Source organism: Maribacter ulvicola, assembly GCF_900155985.1.
Taxonomy (GTDB): domain Bacteria; phylum Bacteroidota; class Bacteroidia; order Flavobacteriales; family Flavobacteriaceae; genus Maribacter; species Maribacter ulvicola.
Genome location: NZ_FTMA01000001.1, coordinates 756,609 through 781,472 on the forward strand (window position 1 = coordinate 756,609; position 24,864 = coordinate 781,472).

The window sequence follows — 24,864 nt, forward strand, 5'->3', positions numbered from 1 at the left end:
ACTGAACTTAATAACCTGGATTTTGGATCAGTAGGTTATTTCTGTTGATTTCATCCCTGCTTAAAGGCATGAAATACATTTTGTCCTCCCAAGTTCTTGTTTCGTTATCATTGTTGTCTACAACGGTATACGTGTAATTATACACTGATGTATCATGCTGATAAGGAGATCTTGGTGATGCACCAGCTTTTAAGGTTGCGGTTACTTTCATTACCTTAATACCTCTACCTAACGTTTGATCGGCGATCATCCACCTTCTGGCATCATGATACCTGTGTTCTTCATAAGCCAACTCAATTCGTCTTTCATTGATGTAATCTTCTAAAAGTTCGCTGCCAGAAGAATTAAGTGCAGGCATACCTGCCCTAAAACGAATTTTGTTCAACCAGGTTCTAGCTTCACCTTCATCACCCAAGGCAATTGAAGCTTCTACGTAGTTCAATACAATTTCAGTATATCTGATAAACGGCCAAGGAACTACTTGTGCGCTAGATTGATTATCCACTAAAGATGGGTCTGGATCGATAAACTTGCGTACATAATATCCGGTTCTACTTCCGTTCCAGTTTTCGATTGGCGAATCTCTCATATCTACACCTGGTATTATTCCTCCGCTACCATCTGCATATGTTCCCGTTTGTATTTCGTCATAAGGATCAATAGCAGATACATCGTCAGGTCTTGGTTTCCAAGGTGAACCATCATAAAGAATGGTAGCAGCTAACCTTGGATCCCTATCATTGTATGGGTCAGCAGCATGGTCAGGGTTACCCCAATCAAAATCAGAACCGTCCATCATTTGATAGTCATCTACCAATTGTTGAATAGGTGTATTACCTGCCCAGTTGTGGTATCCGTTGGGACCATTATTGATTCCTTGATGAATACCACCTAGGGGCCAGTTGCTTTCTGCCGTAAATAATGGGGAGTGTGTTCTTTCAAATATAAGTTCTGATCTAGCAGCGGCATCGCCCACAGCACTTCCGCCTCCCATAGCAATGGAGATATAGTTTTGTTTAGCTTCTTCAGCTGTAGCAGGAGCTGTTAAATCTAACTTGTATCCAGATGTTGCGTCTAATACAGCTTTTGCAGCGGTCTTGGCAGCGCTCCATCTTGCATCTCTATCTCCGGAGGTATAAGCAATCAATTCTAGATTTGAATATCCCCCTAATACAGATGAATTTGCACTAGCAGTAGGTCCGTCTCGTAAATCACTTGCTGCATAGATAAGTATTCTTGATTTTAATCCCATAGCACTTAACTTAGACGCTCTTCCTGGGGTAACTTCTTTACTATCCAATAAAGAAATTGCCATATCTAGGTCATTTGTAACGAAAGCTACGTTTTCTTCATAAGTGCCTCTAGCTATAGTATAGTCATCATCTAAACCATAGGGTTGGTCAATTAACGGAGCGCTACCATAATAACGCATTAATTGATGATAGTAATACGCTCTTAAAAAATGAGCTTCACCTAATAACCTATCTTTTAATGGTTGGTCATCGAAGGTGGAGTTTGGTAGTTCTTGAATAGCAATATTAGCTTTCCGTATAGCTGAATATAATTCGTTCCATTGTGGTATAATATTCACATTTCCTGTACCTGATGGTGAAAGTGAACCTTCAGTGATTACATTTATTCCTCTACCGGAGTGTGTAAACATTGCTTCATCTGTTAATGAAGCCAAGCCTTCCTCTTCAAAACCTCCATAGCCTAGGGATGAATATACACCAAATACGAATGCTTGCGCTGTTGCCCCATCGGCCCAAGTAGCATCTGCAGATAAGGCATCTAACGGCTCCGTTTCTAAGAAATCTTCATTACACGAAATAGGTGCTAACGCTAGCGTTAGCAGACCTAAGAGTACTAATTTTCCTTTTTTCATGATTTTTCTTTAAAATGTTAAACTAAAACCTGTGTTAATAATTGACTGTTGTGGGTAGAATTGACCACTATTGCTAGTCGATTCAGGATCATATATATCTTGAGCCGCCCATGTGGCCAAGTTTAGACCACTCATGTATACTTTAAAATTGGATAAGCCAAATTGCTCAATCATTTCTGATGGAAAGTTATATGCTAATTGAACATTCTTAAGTCTTAAATAATCTTTACTAAATAAGTTGTATGTATTGTCACCATAATCACCACCCGAATAATATGTATCTCCACGACTAGCAAGTCTTGGGTGTACACTGCTGGGGTTTTCTGGACTCCATCTATTGTCATAACTATACTTTAGAAAGTTACCAATATCTCCTGACTCTGTTTGAATAAATAGTTTAGCACCTGTAGCACCTTGAAGCAGAACAGAGAGGTCGAAGTTTTTGTAAGAGGCATTGAACGTAACACCAAAATTGAAATTGGGGTTGATGCTGTTCTTCAGTCTTACTTGATCTAAATCATTTATAGCTCCATCACCATTAATATCTTTAAACTTCATGTCACCAGGTTCTAAGGTTGGTTTAACTGCACTATAATCTAATGGGTCAGCGTCTATAGCAGCTTGGTCTATAAAAACACCATCAGATTCATAGACTAAATAAGATCCAATGGGTTTTCCTTCTTGTAATTGATATTCTGGTGCTCCAGGAATTTCATCTAAGAATTTAACGGTGTTCTGTGCGTAACCACCGTTTACTCCAACATCCCACTTGAAGCCATCAACATTTCCGCCATAATAATTTACTGCAAACTCAAAACCTTCGTTATTCACCTTACCAGCGTTTACAGGTGGTAAGAGGTCGGAAATTCCAGATGATCCAGGTGTAGAACCAGTTTTTTGAATTAAGATCTGGTCACGTTTGTTCAGAAAGTATTCTAAAGTAAAACTCAGTTTGCCGTCAAGAACAATACCATCTAATCCAATATTAAAATTTTTAGCGCGCTCCCAAGTAAAGCTAGGATTGGCCAATAACGGTTCGGTTAAGATCGTTTGTACTTGTCCGTTTATAGGATACTGACCAAACTCGTAAATTGACCTATATGCATATTCCTGTAATTCATCATCTGAAATTTCTCCGTCTTCGTTAACATCAAAAGAAACTTGATCGTTACCCATTTCACCATAAGAACCTCTTAGCTTCAAATAACTAATCGAATCTATATTGAACCAATCTTCGTTGTTTATGTTCCAACCGACTAATAAACCTGGAAAGAAACCAAAACGATCGTTACCTGGGAAGATGTAAGAACCATCATATCTCCAGATAAATTCTGCTAAATACTTTTCTTTAAAATTGTACTGTGCACGCCCATAGTATCCTAAACGAGTTCTATTATAACCATAACCATCAGTTTCTTGTGCAATTTCACCACCAACGCCTAATTGGTCAACTGCTGTAGATAAATAGTTTCTTCTAAAAGCGGAGAAATACTCACCTTGAAAATTTTCACGAGTTACACCGGCTAATAAATTGATAGTGTGATCATCACCAATTGTTTTGTCATAACTTAACAAACCGGTGAGGTTGGTATTTAATACATTATTAGATGATTGTAAGAGTCTTGCATCGGTAAAATTTGAACGTATTGATCCACTAAGCTCTGGAACACCTGTAGCTATATAGTTGGCACGGTCAAGAGAGTAAAGGGTCCAAGGTGTTTGCCATTGTTTTCTGCGTAGCTGACTTTGATCTACACCGGCTAATAAGGTCATTTTTAAACCTTCTATCCATGGATTTGTAATGTCTACAGAACCTGTAAATTGTAAATAGTCTGTTGGTTGTTTGTCATAACCTGTAGCATTTGTAGTAACTACTACTGGTTGTTGACCGTTTTCAATATCAGGGCCTGGTAAGCCATTTGGCCATATTGCAGGTTCGTTAGGTCTACCTCTCATTAACATTCTGAAAATTGAACCTGCGCCTTCCGTAGGGAAAGTTCTATCTTCTTTTCTGTATCCCATACTTAATTTGGTAGATAAGTAGTCGTTAATTCTAGCATCGGTATTGATTCTAAAATTGTATTGTTGATATCTGTTGGCAGAATTCTTATATATAGCTCCTTGGTCAGCATAACCTATTGAGGCAAAATATTTTAAGTCTTCACTTCCGCCACTAATAGATAGGTTATGTCTTTGTTGCTCCGCCCAGTCTTGAAAAGTAGCGCCAAACCAATCTGTATCTGGGTAGAGCCATGGGTCTGCTTTTGTTCTGTGGTTATTAATTGTTTCTGGACTAAAGGCTGCGTTTACAGTTTCTGAAGGACTGCTTCCAGGAATGGTATAACTGCCTGAGTTTTGAAACGCAGTATTTGCCACTCCCCATTGAGAAGCCGGAATATTACTATTATAAATAGCCAATTCGTTCATTATGGTCTGGTACTCAACTGCACTTGCCATTTCAGGAGTTCTCGTGGGTCTAGTAATACCAAAATCTGCTTTGTAATTAATTTGCATTTTACCGGCTTTACCAGATTTTGTCGTCACAATAATTGCACCGTTTGCTGCTCTAGCACCATAAATTGCGGCAGAGGCATCTTTTAGTACAGAAATATTAGCTATATCATCTGCATTGATACGACCAATACCGCCATCTCTATCTGGTATACCGTCAATAACAATTAAAGGTTGATTATTCCCCAATGTATTTGTACCTCGAATACTAATGTTAGATTCGTCATTGCCAGGCTCCCCACTGGTTTGAACGATTACGACCCCAGGCAATCTACCTGCCAAGGAGTTAGATACACTAATTGCCGGTGAACTTTCTAGTACAGGGCCTTGTACTGCGGTAACCGCACCGGTTACAGTAGCTTTTTTCTGAGTTCCATAGCCAACGACAACGACCTCGTCAAGGTTGGCTACATCTTCTTCTAAAGATACGTTAATGGTATTTTGACTGTTTACAGGGACTACAATAGTTTTAAAACCAATGTAGCTAAAGCGTAAACTAGAATTGCCGTCATCGATGGTGATGGTGAAATTTCCATCAAAATCTGCCTGTACTCCTGTTGTTGGGTTATTTGCATCAATGACGGATACCCCCGGTAATGGCATATTGTCTGAAGCTGAGGTAACAGTTCCAGAAACGGTTGTCTGTGCGTGGAGACTCATAAAGAGAAACCCACTAAAAAATAAAATCATCGCTAATCTTACGTGATTACGAAGCATGTAAAACTTAGAAAAGTTTTTTTGATAATTCATAAGCTAGTTGTTAAAGTTGTTAAAGTTGTTTTGTGTAGAAGCATGTATTACGGTCTCTTTAGGAAGCATTTTGAGAAGAAGAGTCCATGATACAGTATGCTACCGATCACAAATATATGTTAATATATTAATCATGTAAATATTTCAGTATTTAAATTATAATGACACTATAAAAATCATAAATAAACATCAAATAGTTAAAAAATTAAGTAAATTATAGATGTGAGTTTTAAGTTGTTTATGTAGATATTTAGATGCAATCTATACCTATTTAAAATTGTTTTGTGGCTTGTAAAGTGTAATGTTTAAGGGCTTTTCTTGGCATTCTTTAATTAAAAGATATAGAATATTTTATGTGATTGCACTCTTTTGAACTATAAGGAAAGATTAGCTATAGTCGCTTTTATATTGATACTGTTTGGAAAACATAATGTGCCTAGTGGAATTAAGATTATTTCTATATAATAAGCATTGAGTTAAGGTTTTTGGTAGGACATATATAAATTGAAAATTTTACTCAGATAAATACATCGACAAGATGAATTAAACGGACTACCTAATGCTATAGTTTAGGTGTGAATGATTACAATTTTCTTTTGGCCATTTTATAGGTTTAGAGTTTTGTTTCTTCTTGTGCCAAAGCACCTTGTTTAATTCATTTTTATTCTATTTTTGAAAAAAAATTGCGAGTAATGCATACTATTGAAGAATATAGAGAGGAGTTTATTGCGTATTTAGACTCAAAAAAAATTACAAAGGAACCTAGGAACCTTTATGAGCCCATTACCTATATTCTTGGTTTAGGCGGAAAACGTCTAAGGCCTATTTTGGTATTAATGACTGCTGAGATTTTTAAAGCGGATTTCAAAAAAGCTTTAGATGCTGCAGTAGCGGTAGAAGTGTTCCATAACTTTTCATTGGTACATGATGATATTATGGACGACGCCCCAGTTCGTAGAGGGCAAACTACCGTTCATGAAAAATGGGATATTAATACGGGTATTCTTTCTGGTGATGCCATGCTAATTATGGCGTATCAGCTTTTTGAAAATTATGAACCCAATGTGTTTCGCGATTTGGCCAAGCTTTTCAGTAAAACAGCACTAGAAGTTTGTGAAGGTCAGCAGTACGATGTTGATTTTGAAACTAGAGATGATGTTATGCTGCCCGAATATCTTAAAATGATTGAATATAAAACTGCGGTTCTTGTAGCTGCAGCTTTAAAAATGGGGGCTATTGTTGCAGGTGCCTCAGATATTGCTCAAGAACAAATGTATAATTTTGGACTAAATCTAGGTATTGCCTTTCAATTGCAAGATGATTATTTAGATGTATTTGGAGATCCTGAAACGTTTGGAAAACAAGTTGGCGGTGATATTATTGAGAATAAGAAAACATACCTATATCTAAAGGCATTAAAATCTGGTTCTGAGGTGATGACTAAAGAATTAGAGCACCTATATTCTATTCAGCCGAAAGAAACGGAAGCTAAAATAAGAGCGGTCCGCTCAATTTTTGAAAAAACCGAAGCGGACAAAGCTACTAAAAGTGCTATTTCAGACTATACAACAAAAGCATTTGGGGTGCTTACTGATATGGATGTTGAAGAGGAAAATAAAGATTTGCTTAGAGAATTTGGTAAAAACCTGATGAACAGAACCGTTTAGAATATCCGTTTTAGCAACGCTTTTATAAATGGAATTTTTGGGCAAGCGTTTATGTAAATAATATCTTCTTTTAAACTGGTGTTCTCATCTAAAAATTTAAATACCATTTGTGGTTTTAATGTTTTGAATATAGATTCAAATACGATGTGTCCGTTTGCATTGTCATGATGTAACACGTCTAAGAAGAGCATATCATAAAACCAAAACTTGCCTTTTAGTTTCAATTTTTGAAGTGGTTTTCCTTGTTTTATAAAATCTACCAGTTTCGGTATTTTCTTTGCCGTACTCATTAAGGTATAGCCCGTGCTAGGTTTTGCCCATCCGCCTGCGGTACCAATGTATCTAATTCTGTTGGTATGGTGTTCCCTAAAATCATATGCCGTCATGGGTATACTACCAGCTTCCTTTTCAATAACTGCATAGTTTTCGCATTGAAAACGTTCCACAATATAGTCTTTTATAGCAGCTTCATATTCGGCCTTTGGTAATAGTTGCTCTGAAAATAATGTGTATTCTATCAATGCCGTGTCATTAGCAAAGGGCAACACATACATAAAACGGGTATTTCCTTTCTGTGGAATTGAAAAATCCATGTAAGTAACTTCATTGGTATTAAAAATTGGTTTTTCGGTTTTAATTACCCAACCTACAAAATGCTGTTGCAATACCGGATATTTACTTTGACCCGTGGCCATTTTATAGTCAAAAAGGCTGTTAAATAAGTACTTGCCAGTATAGGTGTTATTGGTAGTCTGTACGGTAACTTCAGTATCTGTTTCAAATAGGTTTACCAAAGCTTCTTGAATAAAGGTGATGTTGGTAGATTCTTTAATCTGACTTAAGTAGTGGTTATAGAAATCAATGCTTTTAATCATTTTATAGGAATACGGACTTATTTCTGTCCTTTTAAGGACATCTTCTCCTTGAAAATGAATAGAATTCCATTTTTTATGTACGATTGCTTCAAACTGACCATCTCCTTTTTCCCAAAAACACCAAGTTCTATCATTGGTGTTCTTGGGGTCTTTGTCTAGTAGTAATATTTTTTTATGATTAAAAAACGAATCATTCAGCATGGCATTTGCTAATAATAAACCTGATGCACCTGCGCCAATAATAATATAATCGTAATTGTTCATATTTTTTTAATATAACTCAGATTACGTTGCTGCTGAGATGATCAAAAATACAAATAGCAATTGGCTTTTGTGCTTAATTCAAGGTATAACGCATTCCAAAAAATGACCGTATGCCTTGGTTAGGGCCATAAACGTAAGATGGGTCAAAAGTTAATGCGTTTGGGTTGTTTGGTGTGGCAACTGCATTGCCGTTAGCGTCAAACGTAACTTCCTTGTCAAATGGGTCGTTAGCACGGGCAATAATAAAAGGGTTGCCGTTATTTGGAGTCCAATCTAATAGGTTTTTCACCCCTCCGTAAAATTCTAAATTTTTGAACCCGTCATACGTAAATTGAATATTCTGTATGCTCCACACAGGAGAAAAATCTCTTCTAGGGTCGCTTTCACCCAATGTAGGTAATCGCATGGGTCCATATAAATTTCCGGTGTAATCAATAGTTAGGTCCCAAGTACGTATATCATAGCTAACGCTCCAGTTGGCAGAATAACTTTCTGTAAGTATCTGTCTTTGTTTTACGCCATTCTCGGTATTACTGACATTTTGTAGCGTGCCACCGATCATTAATTTTAATCCGTTATAAAAAGCCACATCTAAGTTGGCACTTACCCCCTTTGAAATTGAAGTACCGTTTAAATTATCATATATGATTTGATTAGGGTTTGTCTCATAGTCCGGAATGATGATGTTTTGGAAATTGGTATAAAAGACCGATGCATCTAAGCCAATAAATGTGCCATTGTTACCGTAAATTTTCTTTAAGTAATTCAGGTTTACATTAAACGAACGTTCCGGTTTCAGTTCTTCGGCAATGATGACATCTCTAGATCCGGTTAACGCTGCGTGTTCTTCAGTAAAAAGATTTACTACCCTAAAACCTGTACCTGCATTTATACGAATGATGTCATTATCGGTAAATTTAAAACGATAAGCGGCTCTTGGAGTAAAAATATTTCCGTGTCGGCTGTCATAGTCGTAACGTCCGCCTAGAAGTAAAGAGTGTTTTTTGTTGAACGCTATTTCATCTTGCACGAATATACTTGGTATTACTACTTCATCAGGTTTATTGCCGTCAGTAGTTGCAGTGGCAGGGGTGTTGTCATCATAGTAATTGTACCGTAGTGCGGTGCCTGCTAAAAGGCTATGTTTCCCTACTGTTTTATCCCAGGTTAATTGGGTAAAACCTATGCGTTGGTCAGCCAGATAAAGAACATCTCCATAAACAGAATTTTGCTTATGGTCGTTATATGAAAAAGAAAGCATCATGTTTTCTTCTGTCGGTAATTGATATTTACCTAAAAGTTCCCATCTGCGTGTGTAAATACTTTCTCCATAAATTTCATTACCTCCCCTAAATTCTGGAGTCCATTGCATTTCTCCGCCCCACCTGTCTTCGTAGAAAAAACGTCCTGCCAAAGAGAGAATTCGGGAGTTTTTCCTGGTGAAATTCCATTTCTGAAATACCGAAATTCTATCCTGTAAGGTTAGGTCGGTGAAGTTATCTCCGTTATTATCAATAGGGTTGTCATATCTAAAATAATTAGCTCCTAAAAGCACATTGGTTTTCTTACCTACATTAAATTTTGTGCCCACATCAAGATTATATTCTCCCCAATCTGTTACAAAACTATCGGCAAAAAAATGGGGTGCCGTCAGGTTGTTTTTGGTGATGATGTTTATGAGCCCACCCACCGCTTCACTTCCATAAAGGGTAGAAGCAGGACCTTTTACTACCTCTATTTGTTCAATTAGCGAATTTGGTATTCCAGATAATCCATATACTGTACCAAGACCACTTACAATGGGCATACCGTCTATAAGAACTAAGGTATACGGACCTTCTAATCCGTTTATATGAATATCGCCCGTATTGCACACGTTACAGTTGATCTGTGGTCGTACACCGTTTACGTTTTGTAAAGCTTCAAAAATACTTGCGGTTGGGTTTTTCTTGAAGAAAGTGGGTTTGTACACTTCCACGGGAACCGGACTCTCTAATCTGCTTACAGGTTTTAGGGTGCCGGTAACGACCATTTCATCTAAAGATTCTGTAGATGGTACTAAGTTGATGTTGATATGTCTATCCTCACCTTTAGTAAGGGTTAAAGTTTTGTAAAACTTCTCAAAACCGATGTTAGAAGCTATAATAGTGTGTTTCCCTGGCGGGACATTTTTAAGGACATAGTTACCATTTTCATCTGAAGCAGCACCAATTGTGGTTCCTTTCAAAAAAATATTCACGAAGGCTTCAGGAGAATTAGCTGATGCTATGGTTCCAGATATGGTAGCATTTTGAGCATTAGCAGAAACAAAAATCAAAATAGAGCAGGCAAAAAATATTATTTTATTCATCTAAAATTAGTTTTAGACAAAACTAAATAATTGTTTTTATATATAAAAATGTATTTTTGTATTAATATTGTTTTCCAAATGACACTATCAGAAGAAGATTACATAAAAACTATTTATCACTTAAGTGAGTTCAACAGTAAATCTGTTGCTACCAATGCTATTGCAGAGCAGATGAAAACGAAACCATCATCAGTTACCGATATGGTCAAGAAACTTTCTGAAAAGTCTTTAGTGAACTATAAAAAATACCAGGGCGTCTTACTTTCTGAGAAAGGAAGGTTGGTGGCACTTTCTATTATTAGAAAACACCGTTTGTGGGAAGTTTTTTTGGTAGATAAACTAAATTTTTCTTGGGATGAGGTTCACGTGGTCGCCGAACAATTAGAGCATATTAAAAGTGATGCATTAATAGATAAGTTAGATGCCCACTTAGGATATCCAAAAGTTGATCCCCATGGAGACCCAATACCTAATAAAGATGGGGTGTTCACTAAATCTGTTAAGAAATTGATCAGTGAATTGCCCGTGGGCAGTCAAGGAGTTTGTGTGGGTGTGAATGATTCGTCGGCTGCATTTTTAAAGTTTTTAGACAAGAATAAAATCGCTTTGGGCGATACTTTTAAAATAATGGAAATTGAAGAATTTGATGGTTCTGTTACTATTTCTACAAGGTCAGGATCCATTCGTATTTCCAAACAAATAGCAACAAATTTATTTTTAGAGATTGTAGATGAAGAATAGGTTTTAAAAAAATTAATTATTGAAATTATGAATGAAGTTATAGCGTATTTTAAATCCATTGACCCCGTATTGGCTGCTTTTTATGCAACATTGTTTACATGGGGACTAACCGCCGCCGGTGCTTCATTGGTGTTTTTGTTCAAAACCATGAACCGTGCCGTTTTAGATGGTATGCTGGGCTTTACTGGCGGAGTTATGGTTGCGGCAAGTTTTTGGAGTTTGTTGGCGCCCGGTATAGAAATGAGCCCTGGGGAAGGATTTGTAAAGGTCATACCAGCGGCAATTGGCTTTTTTCTAGGGGCTATGTTTATTTTTGGGTTGGATAAAGTGCTGCCGCACTTGCATATTAATTTTAAGGAAAGCGAGGCCGAAGGGGTAAAGACACCTTGGCGTAGAACTACCTTATTGACCTTGGCAATTACCTTGCACAACATACCGGAAGGTTTGGCGGTCGGTGTTCTATTTGGAGGTGTAGCCGCTGGTTTTGACGGGGCATCTATTGGCGGTGCCGTTGCCCTGGCATTAGGTATTGGGTTGCAGAATTTTCCAGAAGGTTTTGCTGTGGCCATGCCATTAAGAAGACATGGTTTAAGTAGGACAAAAAGTTTTATGTATGGTCAGGCATCTGCAATTGTAGAACCAATTGCTGCTGTTTTAGGGGCTTGGGCAGTATTGACATTTCAACCGATCTTGCCTTATGCTCTTTCGTTTGCTGCGGGGGCTATGATCTTTGTTGTGGTTGAAGAGGTAATACCAGAGACACAACAAGATAAATATACGGATATTGCTACTATGGGCTTCATTGGCGGATTTATTATTATGATGACTTTAGATGTAGGTCTAGGATAAGCTAAAAGTGTTTTTGCTATTTGATAATTTAATGTGGATTTTACCGTTTAAGGCTTTAGTATTGTTAACTTGAGACTTTAACTTTTTATGCATTCTTCTAAGAAAAATTGGATTTGGACACTAACCTTGATTGTAACTGTTGTTTGTTGTGCGGCAATTTTAATACTTCATGTTAAGAACTGGGTGACCAATGATGATTATAGGCTTGCGCTACGCTCGGGTTTTTATCACGTTGAAGTTCCTTTAAATGAATTAGATAGTGTTGTTTTGGTAGAAAGAATACCGCCAATGCAGCGTTTACATGGCTTTTCTGCCTTGGAAAAGGAAAAAGGGGTATTTAGGGAATTTAAAGATTCTTTAACGGAAAAGAAAGTGCACGTTTTTGTAGATAATATCAACCAGAATAAAGTAAAGTTGGTCTATAAAGATTCCTCCTATATTTACTTTAATTTAAAGGATTCTGTAGAAACTGTTCAATTATTTCAAAAACTAGGCGCTAAAACCAAAGCTTTAAGTGAGACCAATTAGAGGTCTGTAGTTATAAATTACAAAAAGGTTAATATGTAAATTAGCTTTGGCATAACTATTGAAATTATTTTTTACTTGATAATCGAGATTTATATAAATTTTTTAATTCAATGCCTAGCGGGCTTGTCCAGAGGTTGTTTAATTCTAAATAGTGCCCATGATTAAAAAAAAGTTTTTAGCATTTTTTATAATAGGTTTATTGTCTACAGGTCTTTTTGCGCAACATAATCTTAGTTTAAGTATAGAAGGCGTTGCTTCTGAAGAAGGGAATATTTGTTTTGCTATTTACAATAATGAAGATTCATTTTTAAAGTTTGATGAAGTTTTTAAATCTGGCTCTGAGAAAGCGGTGAAAGGAAAAACAGCTTTTGATATCACAGATTTACCAGAAGGTGATTATGCAATCGCAATATTTCATGATGCTAACGGCAATAAAAGCTTAGACACTAATATGCTTGGTATCCCCAAAGAACAAATAGCTTTTTCAAAAGGAAAGATGAAAATGTTCGGTCCACCAAAATATAAGGAATGTGTGTTTACATTTAGTTCTAACATGGAAATGAATATTAGCTTAAACTAAATATTTATTAGTAGCACAGATTTGCAACTGTAAGAGATAATAGATTCTGTTGTTTATGAATTAAAAGAAGATGATAGTATCTTTGAATTAAAAAGATATGGTTTTAGTAGCGCAATTGGTAGGAGCTTTGTTAGGATTGTTAGCGGTTGTATTTGGTGCGTTTGGGGCACATTTACTGAAGAAAACCTTTACGGCAGATCAATTGAATAGTTTTGAAACCGGAGTTAAATATCAAATGTATCATGCCCTATTGATACTTATGTTGAGCTTTAATCTTAACCTGGAAACGGGGTTGGAGAAAGCAATCATCTACTGTTTAATTATAGGTACAATTCTTTTTTCCTTTAGTATCTACGGATTGTGTATTTCTGCATCCAAAGGAAATAAAATAAAGATATTGGGTCCTATAACCCCACTTGGCGGACTATTCTTAGTAGTAGGCTGGGGATTATTAATCTATAACTTTATAAAGAATTTTATCTAATTTATTCTGCAGAGGTAGCGGTAAATTCTTTAATGGCCGTATTTGGTTCCATAATGGCATAACCTTCCCAGAATGTTGGGTCGTATTTAGGCATATAGGTAGGTGATACGGCGTTATTTTCTGTAAAACCATCATATGTAGCCTGTGTAATATATTCGGACTCAAATACAATCATTTCATTCTTCTCTGTAGTGTTGATAACAAAATCCATATCTCCAGATAGTTCGTTCTGCTTATTTCTTCCTTTAACAATTTTGTTCTTTTCAATTATTTTTAGCGGTCTTCTAATTCCAACTCGCATCGCATTTTCAGATTCATAGTATCGTAATGCATAATAACCATCTTTGCCTTTGTTGTAAATTATCTTTCCTTTAGAGAGGTAATTGTTGCTTGAAATACCTAGTAAACTAAATTTACTAGTAGGTTTAACATTGGTATAATCTACTTGTATTACGGCAAAATCATCTGCATTGATATATAAGGTGCCCTCGTAATCTGCTGAGCGGCTAGGTGTAAACGAAATCACGTATACGGCAGTATCACCTAGGTAAGTAAACGCTTGAAGCGTATAATCGTATTTTCTTGTCTTATATATAAAATTAAGATCGGAATCTTTGTGAGTAGGTATGGTTTTGAAAATGTCCTTTAATTCACGTTTTTTCCAAAGACCATAGTTTTTTTGTTGCGCTTCTTTATCCTTTTTCTTTTTTTCTAATTCTTGATTAACGGCCGCAATATCTGTAGAATCGGCATCTTCTTCAATTAGTTCGCTAACTTCTTCGGCATCTATTTTAGTGCCGAACAAACCAGACTTAATTTTAAAATAAGACCCCTCTTTTACGTTCTCCTTTAAAATCTCATTGAACTTCTCCTCTAATTTTTCTGCATCTAGCTCTTTGCTTTTATCATATAACTTAGAAGCTTTTAAAAGATCTAGTTTTAATAATTCTTGAGAAGAATTACCGTATAAATCACCAACTATTTCAGAATAATAACTATTGTTTTTTGGAACGGTATTTATTATGCTATCCAAAAACTTCTGATTTAATACGTCAATAGATGATTTCTTGACTTTGAAGTCGCTTTTTGTCCAACGATTAAAACTAGAGGTTCTGTGAAATAGTCTTTTTTTGGACAGATCATTTGTATAATTCTTTTCAAGATGGTCCTCAACGAAATCCATAATCTCGTCTGCCGTGTAATTTTTGTTAGAGACGATAACTTCTCTTAGTTCTATAGCTTTGGGTACTAATGCGATTTTGGTGGAAGTAAATTCAGATATGGGTCTGGTCAAGGTTTCATAACCCATTGAAGACACGGTTAGCGAATCGAATTCAGTGATAACCTCATCGAAAATTAAATGGAAACTACCTTCTTCGTTCGTAATGACCCACTTTTCCTTTAATTGAACCGAGGCAAAGGGAATAGGTTGTTGGCTTACGCTATCAATTACCGTAGCGTTTAGACTTTGCGCATTGGCGTTAAATAGGTTAAATATTAAAAAAGTAAAAAGAGGTAATAAAAACGATCTTGAGTTCATAGTGATATGATTATTCCTATGCAATCTAGACGAACCAGGGTAAGTAACGTTACAGTTTTAGAAACTGTTTTGAACGTTTTACAAAATATTTAACAGAGTTGCTCATTTAGTGACAACCACAATCATTCTTACCACAAGCTTTTGAATTACTCTTTTTACTGGACCAAATGGATTTTGGAATTAAAAATTTATTCACTAGATAACCTACTGAAATAGCCAAAGTAATGTACACCAAAATGTGTTGTATAATATCCATATCTATTTTAATGATTGGTAAGCAACTAAAGCTACAATATACGCAAAAAGACTCATGAATACTAGTTGACTAGCCGGCCATTTCCATGAATTGGTCTCTCTTTTTACTACGGCCAAGGTGCTCATGCATTGCATGGCAAAAGCATAGAACAATAGTAGTGAAATACCTGAAGCCAAATTAAACAAGGGCTTTTTAGTTCTAGGATTTATTTCTGCTGCCATTCTGTTTTTTATAGTTTCTTCCTCATCATTACCAACACTATAAATGGTGGCAAGTGTACCTACGAATACCTCGCGTGCGGCAAATGAAGTAAGTACTGCAATACCAATTTTCCAATCATAACCCAATGGTCTAACTATGGGTTCTATTGCTTTACCCATATAACCCATATAGGAATGTTCTAATTTATATCCGGCTATTTCTTGTGCTAAGGCACGTTCTTCTAATTCTTTTTGTTTATTTGAGATGTCTTGGTCGTTAATACTCAATTCATCTTGATGGGTCTCAAAATAAATTTCACTACTAGCACTAAAACCATTTTCCTCCACTCTATTGGTTACAATGGTTTCTGCATTTTTGAACTCATCAGAAAATCCGTTAGAACCTAAAAACCAAAGTACAATAGAGATGGCAAGGATAATTTTACCGGCACCAAAAACAAAACTTTTGGTCTTTTCAAGAACGGTAAAGCCAACATTTTTAAGTAATGGCAACTTGTAATTTGGCATCTCTACCACAAAGAAAGATTTGCTCTTAATCTTTAAAATTTTGTTTAATATTACAGCGGATAGGATAGCTGCTGCAAAACCCATGAGGTATAAAGACATTAGTGTCAGTGCCTTATAGCTTAGTCCTAGAAAACTACCTTCAGGTATCACTAGTGCAATAATAATTAGATAGACCGGTAATCTTGCAGAACAGGTGGTGAACGGGGTAACCAGAATTGTAATTAATCTTTCTTTCCAGTTTTCAATAGTTCTAGTGGCCATTACCGCAGGTATAGCGCAAGCGGTACCAGAAATTAAAGGAACAACACTTTTACCACTTAACCCGAACGGTCTCATGATTCTATCCATTAAGAATACAACTCTGCTCATATAGCCTGTTTCTTCCAGTAGCGCTATAAACAGGAACAAAAATGCTATTTGAGGTATGAATATGACAATACCGCCAATACCGGCTAAAATTCCTTCGGCAATCAGGTTAGTAAATACCCCGGGTGGTAAGGTGTTTTTTATCCACTCTGTGGCAGAAGCAAAGAACCCGTCTATTACATCCATTGGGTACTCACTCCACCCATAAATGGCTTGAAAAATAGTGAGTAGTATTAAAAAGAAGATGACATATCCAAAAACCTTATGGGTCAAGACTTTGTCTAAAGTGGCCCTAAATCCTTTGGCTGCATTGACATCTACTTTGTAGGTTTCTTTTAAAATACCGTTTATATACTGATAGCGTAAAATGGTTTCTTTTTGTTGAAGACGCTTAAGCTCAGATTTTGATTTGGTAGTAAAAGAAGAGGTGTCTTTGGTAACCGTCTTTTCTAACGGCATGAAATTGACATCTTGTGTAATAACCAGCCATAATTTATAAATATCTTCTTTTGGGAAAGCGTTTTTAAGACGTTTAAAATATTCAGGGGCAATAACAGAAGTATCAATATTCTGTGTTTTTGAAAGATTTTTATAATCTGCAATTAATTCTCTTAATCGCTCAATACCCGTTTCTTTACGGGTACTGACCAATGCAATTTTTGAGTTTAATTTTTTTTCTAATAATTCAATGTCAATCGTTATCCCTTTTCTAGACATACGATCCGCCATATTTATAACCAGTATGGTAGGGATCTTTAAATCTTTTATTTGTGTAAAAAGGAGAAGATTTCTTTTAAGATTTTCTACATCAGAAACAACAATGGCTACATCTGGGTGGTCCTTGTCATTTTTATTCAAAAGAAGTTCAACTGCTACACTTTCATCTAAAGAAGTAGTGTTTAGGCTATAGGTGCCCGGTAAATCTAAAATGTGTGCTTTTACACCACGGGGAAGCTTACAGATACCTTCCTTTTTCTCAACAGTTATACCGGGGTAGTTACCTACTTTTTGGTTTAATCCTGTTAATTGATTAAAAACCGATGTTTTACCGGTATTGGGGTTGCCTATTAGGGCAACATTGATTTGTTTGCTCATATAACAACAGTATCATCTATAATATCAAGTGCAATATGTAAGGCCATTTCTCTTCTAATGGCAATATGAGATCCGTTGACATTAATGTAAATTGGATCCTTTAAAGGTGCAACTTGTACAAGTTCAACTTCATTACCAGGTAGGCAACCTAGTTCTAACAACTTTATAGGTAATAAGTTTTCTGTGAATTCTTTTATTATTCCCTTCTGGCCTCTCTTTAAATCTGCAACTGTAGTCTCCAATTTTTATTTAGATTCATTATAAGTAAGGCAAAAGTAATGGAAATAATTCAATTAATAAATTAATACATCTTAATTCTAAATACCGTTTTTTTATGTAGATTTTTAGGAGTATTTGCGCTAGTTCTCGTGAGATTTTTTCAAAATTTCTATATCGGCTAATATTTTTTCGATATCCTCTTTTTTTGTGCCGTCGTAAAAACCTCTAATTCTTCTTTTCTCATCCACTAGAATAAAATTTTCAGTGTGGATCATGTCAAATGGTCCGCCATCGCCATCAGTCTTAACGGCTAAATAGGATTTGCGAGCCAGGTCGTAGATTTGTTTCTTGTCGCCCGTAACTAAATTCCAATTGCTATCATCGATCCCTTTTTCCAAGGCGTATTTTTTTAATTGAGCTACTGAATCAATTTCTGGTGTTACCGAGTGTGATAATAACATGACGTCAGAGTCTTTACCAAGAGATTGTTGTAGATCCACCATATTTTTGGTCATGATCGGGCAAATGGTAGGGCAGGTCGTAAAAAAGAAATCGGCAACGTAAATTTTACCCTTATAATGGTCTTGTGTAATATTTTCTCCATTTTGGTTCGTTAAAGAAAAATCACCGATCGTATGGTACTTTCTAACATGCTGAATTTCTTCAGGTACCAATTCTGCATTTACCATGGCAGGCGAGTAAACGGGTAATAGCACTACGGGCTGTAGGGCATTATAAAATAGATACATAATAACTGCTGAAATGAGCAGTAATACCAGCCCGAATAATTTATATTTAGCGAATAAAGACCGCATAAGAATTTTTTACAAAGGTACGTTAGGGGTGCATATTTTTCAAGTTAATTTACCTGGTCAGCTGATAAATTATTCATAAAATACCACAACCTCAATGGGTTTCTTTTTTTTAGCGGTTGTAAAAATGTACTTTTGTGCGATTTTAATTTTCAGGAAAAACGGATGAGCCCTATTATTATAAAGACCATACAATTTTTTTTAAGCCTTTCTATACTTATCGTTCTGCACGAGTTAGGGCATTTTATACCAGCAAAATATTTTAAAACCAGAGTAGAAAAATTCTATTTGTTCTTTGATGTAAAGTTCTCGCTTTTCAAAAAGAAAATTGGTGAAACCGAATACGGTATTGGTTGGTTGCCTTTAGGCGGATATGTAAAAATATCTGGAATGATAGATGAGAGCATGGATAAAGAAGCCATGGCAGAAGAACCTAAGGAGTGGGAGTTTAGAAGCAAACCGGCTTGGCAACGTTTAATTATTATGTTGGGCGGGGTAACGGTAAACTTTATTTTAGCGGTAATTATTTTTATTGGTTTGGCATTTGCTTATGGAGAGCAATATGTGGCAAATGATAGTTTAAAAGATGGTATTTGGGTAACCGATACAACATTAGGTAATGCACTTGGTGTTCAGACTGGAGATAAAATTTTGGCTGTTGATGGTAAAAGAATTGAAGCTTTGAATAGTATAGTTCCAGAAGTGGTCTATGGAGAGCAGATTACTATTGAACGCAATGGTCAGAAAATTGAAAAGGAAATACCAGTAGATTTTATTGAGACTATTTCCAATAATAAGGAAAACGCACGTTTTATAAGTCAAAGAAGCCCTTTTATTATTAAAGGAATTCCAGAAAACTCTCCTAATATAAATACCGGTTTTGAAAAAGGTGATGCTTTAGTTGAAATAGAAGGAACCGCTGTTGAGTATTTAGATCAGGTAAGCCCTTTGTTAGAAGTCAATAAAGGAAAAACCGTTAATGTTGTTGTGGAGCGTAATGGTACAACATTGCCGCTACTGGCTAAAATATCTGATGAAGGTAAAGTTGGTGTGTCGTTAGGTTTTGATAGCCTGGAAGATTATGAAAAAGCAGGTTATTTTAAAGTGAAGCAATTAGATTATACATTCCTTGAATCTATACCTGCCGGATGGGATAAAGGTGTTAAGACCCTTACGGATTATATTAAGGGGATGAAGAAGATTTTTAATCCTGATACCGGTGCATATAAAGAGGTGGGTGGTTTTGCCGCTATTGGTGGTATGTTCCCAGATACTTGGAACTGGCCACAGTTTTGGGCTACAACGGCTTTTATATCTATTATTTTGGCGTTTATGAATATTCTGCCTATTCCCGCATTGGATGGCGGACACGTCATGTTTTTACTTTATGAAATGATTACGGGAAGAAAGCCAAGTGATAAATTTTTAGAGTACGCACAAGTTACCGGATTCTTTATTTTAATAGCGCTTTTACTGTTCGCTAACGGTAATGATGTTTATAAATTGATATTTAAATAAAAAAAATAATTTATTTGTTTGGCGAATTTGAAAAAACTACTATATTTGCACCCGCTTTAGGAAGCTAAAGCAATAAAGTATTGCAAAATACAAGTCAAAAAAAGACTCTAAAATGACATAAATTCCTCCTTAGCTCAGTTGGTTAGAGCATCTGACTGTTAATCAGAGGGTCCTTGGTTCGAGCCCAAGAGGGGGAGCAGATAAAGCCCAGCAGGTACTATACTTACTGGGTTTTTTGTTTGTAAGGATGTTTTTTATCCAAGAAATTATCCAATATTTGAAATAGTAGATGTGAATCTGTGTAGTATCTTAATTTATTACTTCCACAAATCTTCCGAAACCCAGTTCTTTGTGTATCCTAGTGCGCTTAAATCCACATTTGGATACTTTATGTACAATTCACTTAATTTTTCCTTAAAAGTGTTGTTGGGGTTAATTTGGTCAAGTAGGTATTTAATCATGCAAATGGAGAAATATGTTCTGTCTTTAATATTTCTTGACGAACCATCTCTGTCATCAATTATATTAAAGTTATTAATCCATGGACCAGTAGTTTTCTTTGGTAGTTCTACTTTTATTTTAATTCTTTTATTCCATAATCTACTATGATGTGCACAAACATTCCTAATGTAGACCATTGAATGTATCCAAGTTTCAAAAACTTTTTCATTCAAGCCGAATTTGTCGGCTATTTTTCTTTTGTTTAGACCTGAATTTAGATTGCTGTATATGCGGGATAGACTGCCAAACGAACAAACTTCTAGGGTAATCCAACTTGGCGGAAGTTCTTCTGTGTAATTATTTTTATACTCTTGCAAGAATAATTCCTTACTTCTATTAATTTCATTGAAAATTGCATTTATACAAGAGGTGTATTCTTTAAATATTTTAAAATTATCTTTTTCGGAAAGCCAAAAAACACCTAGTTCATTTGAACATTCATAAGCGATAATTGCTCTTATTGAAACCTCTATTTTTTCAATTTGATTAAGAATCAATAGTCGTAGTTCTCTGTCAAAGCAATAAAGTGAAAAGGCTTGATTAAACGATGAGCCATCTTTAAAAATATGACTCTTTTTCGGTTCGTTAAGTAAAGAGTACCAATATCCAGATAATCTATAATAACTTAAATTTTGGAGTAAGTGTATTGCTTTAGAGTCATCTTCAACAATTAACCCTCGTTCCTTAAGTTTGTCTAATTGTTGTGAATAAGTAAGGGATGGTTTTTTGTAATTATTCTTGATGATATTAGATTTAAAACAAAAAAAACTTACCCTGAGCGCGCTGATCTAACGAGAAGCGGGGTAAGTATGTTACTGCAAATATATATCGTTATTACTTATGAAGATTAGAATAGTAATACGTAATATCTATTGTTGTGTGTTATTGAATAGAGCACCCTTATAAACATGTTTATATATACAAGATTATACTTTTTAAATATAAATCAACTTTAATCCTTTTATCGTTGGTTGATATTATAGATTTTCCGTCAAACGACTATATCTATCTAGTGTCTTGCCTTCAACAAATGAACCATTTCTCATATCTTATTTATTTAATCTCATTCATAACCTCAACCTGACCACCTCCCATGATTTAGGTGCCGGTCATAACTAGAGAATGTGAACTATTGACCTCCTTCCGTATTTACATTGAATTAACCAAGTATGGTACTATCTTACCTACAATTCGGTAAAAAATTGACTATTACGTAAAGAATATGCAAATTTAGATAGCGTATAATGTAAATTTAAATTTTTCTAGCATGAAAAGATTCTTAGGTTGCCTACTGTTTGCTGCAATTTCAATTCAGCTTCATGCCCAAGAAAAGAAATTTACGCATGCCGATACACTTCGAGGTACTATCACTCCTGAAAGAGCCTGGTGGGACGTGCTGAAATATGATATTTCTGTAACGCCCAATTTTGAAAAAAAATATACGTCAGGTTGTAACATTATCACATATAAAGTGGTTCAGGAAAAACATCCAGAGGTAATGCAGATCGATTTACAAGAACCATTAAAAATTGATAGTATCGTCTACGATAAGACAAAGTCTTTAACTTTTAAGCGTGAAGGAAATGTTTTTTATGTTCAAACCCCCAAACAAAAAATAAATTCTAAGCATGAGGTACAGGTTTATTTCAGTGGTAAACCTCATGAAGCTGTACGTCCTCCCTGGGATGGAGGATGGACATTTGTAAATGATGAAAAAGGAAGACCATGGATGACAGTTACCTGTCAGGAAATAGGTGCTTCTATCTGGTACCCCAACAAGGATCATCAAAGTGATGAGCCTGATAACGGAGCCTCACTAACCATGCGGGTTTCAAAAGAACTTATGGCTGTGGGGAATGGTCATTTGTTAGATACCACTCAACATAAAGACGGGACCGTTTCTTATAAATGGGGGGTAGAGAACCCAATAAGTAATTATACCATTATACCATACATAGGGCATTATGAAAATTTTTCAGAAACCTACAAAGGTCTAAATGGAAAACTAGAGCTAGATTATTGGGTGTTGGATTATAACCTTAAAAAAGCCAAAGAATATATGCCGCCAGAAGTTAATAATACACTTAAGGCCTTTGAATATTGGTTTGGACCCTATCCGTTTTATGAAGATGGATTTAAAATAGTTGAAAGCGAACATTTGGGAATGGAACACCAGTCTAATATAGCATATGGTAATCGGTTTTCCGGAGGATATAAAGGCAAAGATCTTTCAAACACGGGAATAGGTCTAACCTGGGACTTTGTAATTGTGCATGAAGCAGGGCATGAATGGTTTGGAAACAATGTCACTGTTAATGACTTGGCAGATTTGTATATTCATGAGAGCTTCACCAATTATAGCGAAACATTATTTATAGACTATTGGTATGGAGAGGAAGCGGCTAACGACTATAATTACGGAATAAGAAGTGGAATTAAGAATGATACACCTATCATTCCTTCTTATGGTGTAAATGCTCGTGGAAGTGGAGATATGTATCCAAAAGGAGGTAACATGCTTCATAGTATTCGTCATAGTATGTCAGATGATGCCTTGTTTAGACAGATTCTTATAGGCATTAATAAGGATTACCGTAATGGAACAATAGCTGGGAAGGTAATTCTAGATTATATTTCAAAACAAGCCAATTATAATTATTCAAAGGTATATGAGCAATATTTGACTACAATTCAAATTCCAAAATTGCAATTATATATAGATGCTCCAAGGAGTAGAATATTCTATAGATATGTGAACTGTGTAGATGGATTCAATTTACCCTTGGTATTAAAAGGCGATAAAGATAAAATTAAAATAGTTCCTTCTTCAGAATGGCAAAGTGTGGGCATTCAGAAAGAAAATCAATATTTGCTCACCCCTTGGAGGATAGAACATAAATATTATGTAGATGTTGAACTGGTTAAAGAAATGGAAAAATAAATGTTTGCAAGAGAAACGTATGTGCAGCGACGAGAAATTTTAAAGAATACGGTAAAATCAGGAATTCTCATAATTCCCGGGAATAAGGAAACCGGTATGAATTATAAAGATAATTGGTATCCATTCCGTCAGGATAGTACTTTCTTATATTACATGGGAATTAACCTTCCAAACTTGTACATAGTAATTGATTTAGATGAAGACAGAGAGATTCTTTTTGGAGATGATTTAACCCCTGAGGATATGGTATGGGTGGGAGCTTCTGAACCTTTAAATACCTATGCGGAAAAATGTGGAATTGCGGAGGTAAAAGCAATGTCCAAGCTTAAAGAAACAGTACGGAAAGCAAAACAAAAAGGACAAAGGTTACATTACCTGCCGCCCTACCGAAGTAAAGTAACCATTGAAATTAGTGAGCTTACGGGAATTCCTGTGGCTGAAGTGGGAGCAACCAAATCTATTGAGTTTATCAAAGCAGTGATTGCTCAACGTTCTATAAAATCAGAGGAAGAAATTATAGAACTGCATAAAGCGGTAAACATTACTGCTAACATGCATCGCCATGCAATTAGGCGTACAAAACATGGAGTTTCTGAAAAGCAGATTGCGGGAGAATTACAGGCAATAGCCATAGCAGGTGGCGGAAATATTTCTTTCCCGATAATTTTTACTAAAAACGGACAGTATCTTCATAATCATGCAACCCAGGCAGTGGTAGAAAACGGGGACATTGTTTTATGTGATTGTGGTGCGGAAACAGCAATGAATTATGCTGGTGACATGACACGTACTTTTCCGGTTGCCGAAAGGTTTACAGCTATACAACGTGAAATTTATTCCATTGTGTTGGATGCTCACGAGTCGTCTTCTTCCGTTTTAAAACCAGGACATAAATTTAAAGATGCTCATATATTAGCATGTAACCGCATTGTGGAAGGCTTAAAAGGTCTGGGTTTAATGAAAGGAGATACTCAGGAGGCTGTGAATGCAGGTGCGAGTACCTTGTTTTTTCAATGCGGATTAGGACATTTTATGGGACTGGACGTACACGATATGGAAAATTTTGGAGAGCAGTTGGTAGGTTATACGGATGAGATTAAAAAAAGTACCGATTTTGGCTTAAAATCTCTTCGCTTAGGAAAAGCACTGGAAGCCGGTAATGTACTTACCGTAGAACCCGGAATTTATTTTAATCCGTATCTAATAGACGCCTGGAAAGCTCAAGGAAAATATAGCGATTTTGTGAATTATGATAAGGTAGAGCAGTTCAAAGATTTTGGAGGAATGCGTATTGAAGAAGATTTTCTCATCACAACTACCGGAAAACAGTTGTTAGGAGAGCCTTTGGCCAAAACAATAGAAGAATTAGAAGAACTGAAAAATTCATAAGTAATACTAAAAGGA

18 protein-coding genes and 1 tRNA gene are annotated in these 24,864 nt (G+C 35.8%); 10 read left to right on the plus strand and 9 right to left on the minus strand.

The genetic code is table 11. The annotated features are described in order from the left end of the window. Positions 1 to 7: 7 nt before the first annotated feature. Together BW936_RS03280 and BW936_RS03285 are read right to left on the minus strand one after the other, a co-directional pair. Positions 8 to 1,885: a RagB/SusD family nutrient uptake outer membrane protein gene (locus tag BW936_RS03280; protein ID WP_076546886.1), complete on the minus strand. Its 1,878-nt coding sequence runs from the start codon at positions 1,883 to 1,885 to the stop codon at positions 8 to 10. Between the two features lie 9 nt (positions 1,886 to 1,894). Further along, positions 1,895 to 5,146 (minus strand): SusC/RagA family TonB-linked outer membrane protein, encoded by a 3,252-nt coding sequence (locus BW936_RS03285; protein ID WP_076546887.1) that lies wholly within the window; start codon positions 5,144 to 5,146, stop codon positions 1,895 to 1,897. Positions 5,147 to 5,838: 692 nt separating this feature from the next. On the opposite strand from BW936_RS03285, the gene BW936_RS03290 reads away from it, so the two are divergent. Further along, positions 5,839 to 6,813, plus strand: coding sequence for a polyprenyl synthetase family protein (locus BW936_RS03290; protein ID WP_076546888.1), 975 nt, complete (start codon positions 5,839 to 5,841; stop codon positions 6,811 to 6,813). Here BW936_RS03290 and BW936_RS03295 read toward each other — a convergent pair. Further along, on the minus strand, positions 6,810 to 7,952 hold the full coding sequence (locus BW936_RS03295) for a lycopene cyclase family protein (protein ID WP_076546889.1): 1,143 nt from the start codon (positions 7,950 to 7,952) through the stop codon (positions 6,810 to 6,812). The genes BW936_RS03290 and BW936_RS03295 overlap by 4 nt on opposite strands. 73 nt (positions 7,953 to 8,025) lie before the next feature. Continuing rightward, positions 8,026 to 10,302, minus strand: a complete 2,277-nt coding sequence (locus BW936_RS03300) for a TonB-dependent receptor (RefSeq protein WP_076546890.1) — start codon at positions 10,300 to 10,302, stop codon at positions 8,026 to 8,028. A gap of 78 nt (positions 10,303 to 10,380) precedes the next feature. On the opposite strand from BW936_RS03300, the gene BW936_RS03305 reads away from it, so the two are divergent. The 5 genes from BW936_RS03305 (at position 10,381) to BW936_RS03325 (ending at position 13,484) form a co-directional block, all read left to right on the plus strand. Beyond that, positions 10,381 to 11,043 (plus strand): metal-dependent transcriptional regulator, encoded by a 663-nt coding sequence (locus BW936_RS03305; protein WP_076546891.1) that lies wholly within the window; start codon positions 10,381 to 10,383, stop codon positions 11,041 to 11,043. A 27-nt stretch (positions 11,044 to 11,070) separates the two neighbouring features. Then, positions 11,071 to 11,892, plus strand: a complete 822-nt coding sequence (locus BW936_RS03310) for a ZIP family metal transporter (RefSeq protein WP_076546892.1) — start codon at positions 11,071 to 11,073, stop codon at positions 11,890 to 11,892. Positions 11,893 to 11,979: 87 nt separating this feature from the next. After that, positions 11,980 to 12,420: a hypothetical protein gene (locus BW936_RS03315; RefSeq protein WP_076546893.1), complete on the plus strand. Its 441-nt coding sequence runs from the start codon at positions 11,980 to 11,982 to the stop codon at positions 12,418 to 12,420. 157 nt (positions 12,421 to 12,577) lie between these two features. After that, the gene (locus BW936_RS03320) at positions 12,578 to 13,000 is read left to right on the plus strand and encodes a DUF2141 domain-containing protein (RefSeq protein WP_076546894.1); all 423 of its coding nucleotides are present in this window, start codon (positions 12,578 to 12,580) and stop codon (positions 12,998 to 13,000) included. Between the two features lie 97 nt (positions 13,001 to 13,097). Further along, positions 13,098 to 13,484, plus strand: a complete 387-nt coding sequence (locus tag BW936_RS03325; protein ID WP_076546895.1) for a DUF423 domain-containing protein — start codon at positions 13,098 to 13,100, stop codon at positions 13,482 to 13,484. 1 nt (position 13,485) lies between these two features. On the opposite strand, the gene BW936_RS03330 is transcribed toward BW936_RS03325, so the two are convergent. From BW936_RS03330 to BW936_RS03345, 4 genes are all read right to left on the minus strand, one after another. Beyond that, complete coding sequence (locus tag BW936_RS03330) at positions 13,486 to 15,024, minus strand: carboxypeptidase-like regulatory domain-containing protein (RefSeq protein ID WP_076546896.1); 1,539 nt, start codon at positions 15,022 to 15,024, stop codon at positions 13,486 to 13,488. Positions 15,025 to 15,282: 258 nt separating this feature from the next. Next, complete coding sequence (gene feoB, locus BW936_RS03335) at positions 15,283 to 17,469, minus strand: ferrous iron transport protein B (protein ID WP_076546897.1); 2,187 nt, start codon at positions 17,467 to 17,469, stop codon at positions 15,283 to 15,285. Beyond that, positions 17,466 to 17,711, minus strand: coding sequence for a FeoA family protein (locus BW936_RS03340; RefSeq protein ID WP_076546898.1), 246 nt, complete (start codon positions 17,709 to 17,711; stop codon positions 17,466 to 17,468). The genes feoB and BW936_RS03340 overlap by 4 nt, the downstream gene beginning before the upstream one ends. Positions 17,712 to 17,828: 117 nt before the next feature. Then, positions 17,829 to 18,503, minus strand: coding sequence for an SCO family protein (locus BW936_RS03345; protein ID WP_076546899.1), 675 nt, complete (start codon positions 18,501 to 18,503; stop codon positions 17,829 to 17,831). Positions 18,504 to 18,665: 162 nt separating this feature from the next. Here BW936_RS03345 and rseP point away from each other — a divergent pair, with 162 nt between their 5' ends. After that, on the plus strand, positions 18,666 to 20,018 hold the full coding sequence (rseP, locus tag BW936_RS03350) for an RIP metalloprotease RseP (protein WP_076546900.1): 1,353 nt from the start codon (positions 18,666 to 18,668) through the stop codon (positions 20,016 to 20,018). Positions 20,019 to 20,141: 123 nt separating this feature from the next. Further along, positions 20,142 to 20,215, plus strand: a tRNA-Asn gene (locus tag BW936_RS03355). A gap of 120 nt (positions 20,216 to 20,335) precedes the next feature. On the opposite strand, the gene BW936_RS03360 is transcribed toward BW936_RS03355, so the two are convergent. Further along, positions 20,336 to 21,307, minus strand: coding sequence for an Abi family protein (locus tag BW936_RS03360; protein ID WP_084181962.1), 972 nt, complete (start codon positions 21,305 to 21,307; stop codon positions 20,336 to 20,338). A 479-nt stretch (positions 21,308 to 21,786) separates the two neighbouring features. On the opposite strand from BW936_RS03360, the gene BW936_RS03365 reads away from it, so the two are divergent. Both BW936_RS03365 and BW936_RS03370 read left to right on the plus strand, forming a co-directional pair. Beyond that, a complete protein-coding gene (locus BW936_RS03365; RefSeq protein ID WP_076546902.1) occupies positions 21,787 to 23,460 on the plus strand; it encodes a M1 family metallopeptidase in 1,674 nt (557 codons plus the stop codon). Then, on the plus strand, positions 23,461 to 24,849 hold the full coding sequence (locus BW936_RS03370; protein WP_076546903.1) for an aminopeptidase P family protein: 1,389 nt from the start codon (positions 23,461 to 23,463) through the stop codon (positions 24,847 to 24,849). The last annotated feature ends 15 nt before the right edge of the window (positions 24,850 to 24,864 follow it).

Excerpts from the sequence above, each read along its gene's own strand:
- BW936_RS03280 (WP_076546886.1), bottom strand. The coding sequence starts at position 1,885 with ATGAAAAAAGGAAAATTAGTACTCTTAGGTCTGCTAACGCTAGCGTTA.
- BW936_RS03285 (WP_076546887.1), bottom strand. The coding sequence starts at position 5,146 with ATGAATTATCAAAAAAACTTTTCTAAGTTTTACATGCTTCGTAATCAC.
- BW936_RS03290 (WP_076546888.1), top strand. The coding sequence starts at position 5,839 with ATGCATACTATTGAAGAATATAGAGAGGAGTTTATTGCGTATTTAGAC.
- BW936_RS03295 (WP_076546889.1), bottom strand. The coding sequence starts at position 7,952 with ATGAACAATTACGATTATATTATTATTGGCGCAGGTGCATCAGGTTTA.
- BW936_RS03300 (WP_076546890.1), bottom strand. The coding sequence starts at position 10,302 with ATGAATAAAATAATATTTTTTGCCTGCTCTATTTTGATTTTTGTTTCT.
- BW936_RS03305 (WP_076546891.1), top strand. The coding sequence starts at position 10,381 with ATGACACTATCAGAAGAAGATTACATAAAAACTATTTATCACTTAAGT.
- BW936_RS03310 (WP_076546892.1), top strand. The coding sequence starts at position 11,071 with ATGAATGAAGTTATAGCGTATTTTAAATCCATTGACCCCGTATTGGCT.
- BW936_RS03315 (WP_076546893.1), top strand. The coding sequence starts at position 11,980 with ATGCATTCTTCTAAGAAAAATTGGATTTGGACACTAACCTTGATTGTA.
- BW936_RS03320 (WP_076546894.1), top strand. The coding sequence starts at position 12,578 with ATGATTAAAAAAAAGTTTTTAGCATTTTTTATAATAGGTTTATTGTCT.
- BW936_RS03325 (WP_076546895.1), top strand. The coding sequence starts at position 13,098 with ATGGTTTTAGTAGCGCAATTGGTAGGAGCTTTGTTAGGATTGTTAGCG.
- BW936_RS03330 (WP_076546896.1), bottom strand. The coding sequence starts at position 15,024 with ATGAACTCAAGATCGTTTTTATTACCTCTTTTTACTTTTTTAATATTT.
- feoB (WP_076546897.1), bottom strand. The coding sequence starts at position 17,469 with ATGAGCAAACAAATCAATGTTGCCCTAATAGGCAACCCCAATACCGGT.
- BW936_RS03345 (WP_076546899.1), bottom strand. The coding sequence starts at position 18,503 with ATGCGGTCTTTATTCGCTAAATATAAATTATTCGGGCTGGTATTACTG.
- rseP (WP_076546900.1), top strand. The coding sequence starts at position 18,666 with ATGAGCCCTATTATTATAAAGACCATACAATTTTTTTTAAGCCTTTCT.
- BW936_RS03365 (WP_076546902.1), top strand. The coding sequence starts at position 21,787 with ATGAAAAGATTCTTAGGTTGCCTACTGTTTGCTGCAATTTCAATTCAG.
- BW936_RS03370 (WP_076546903.1), top strand. The coding sequence starts at position 23,461 with ATGTTTGCAAGAGAAACGTATGTGCAGCGACGAGAAATTTTAAAGAAT.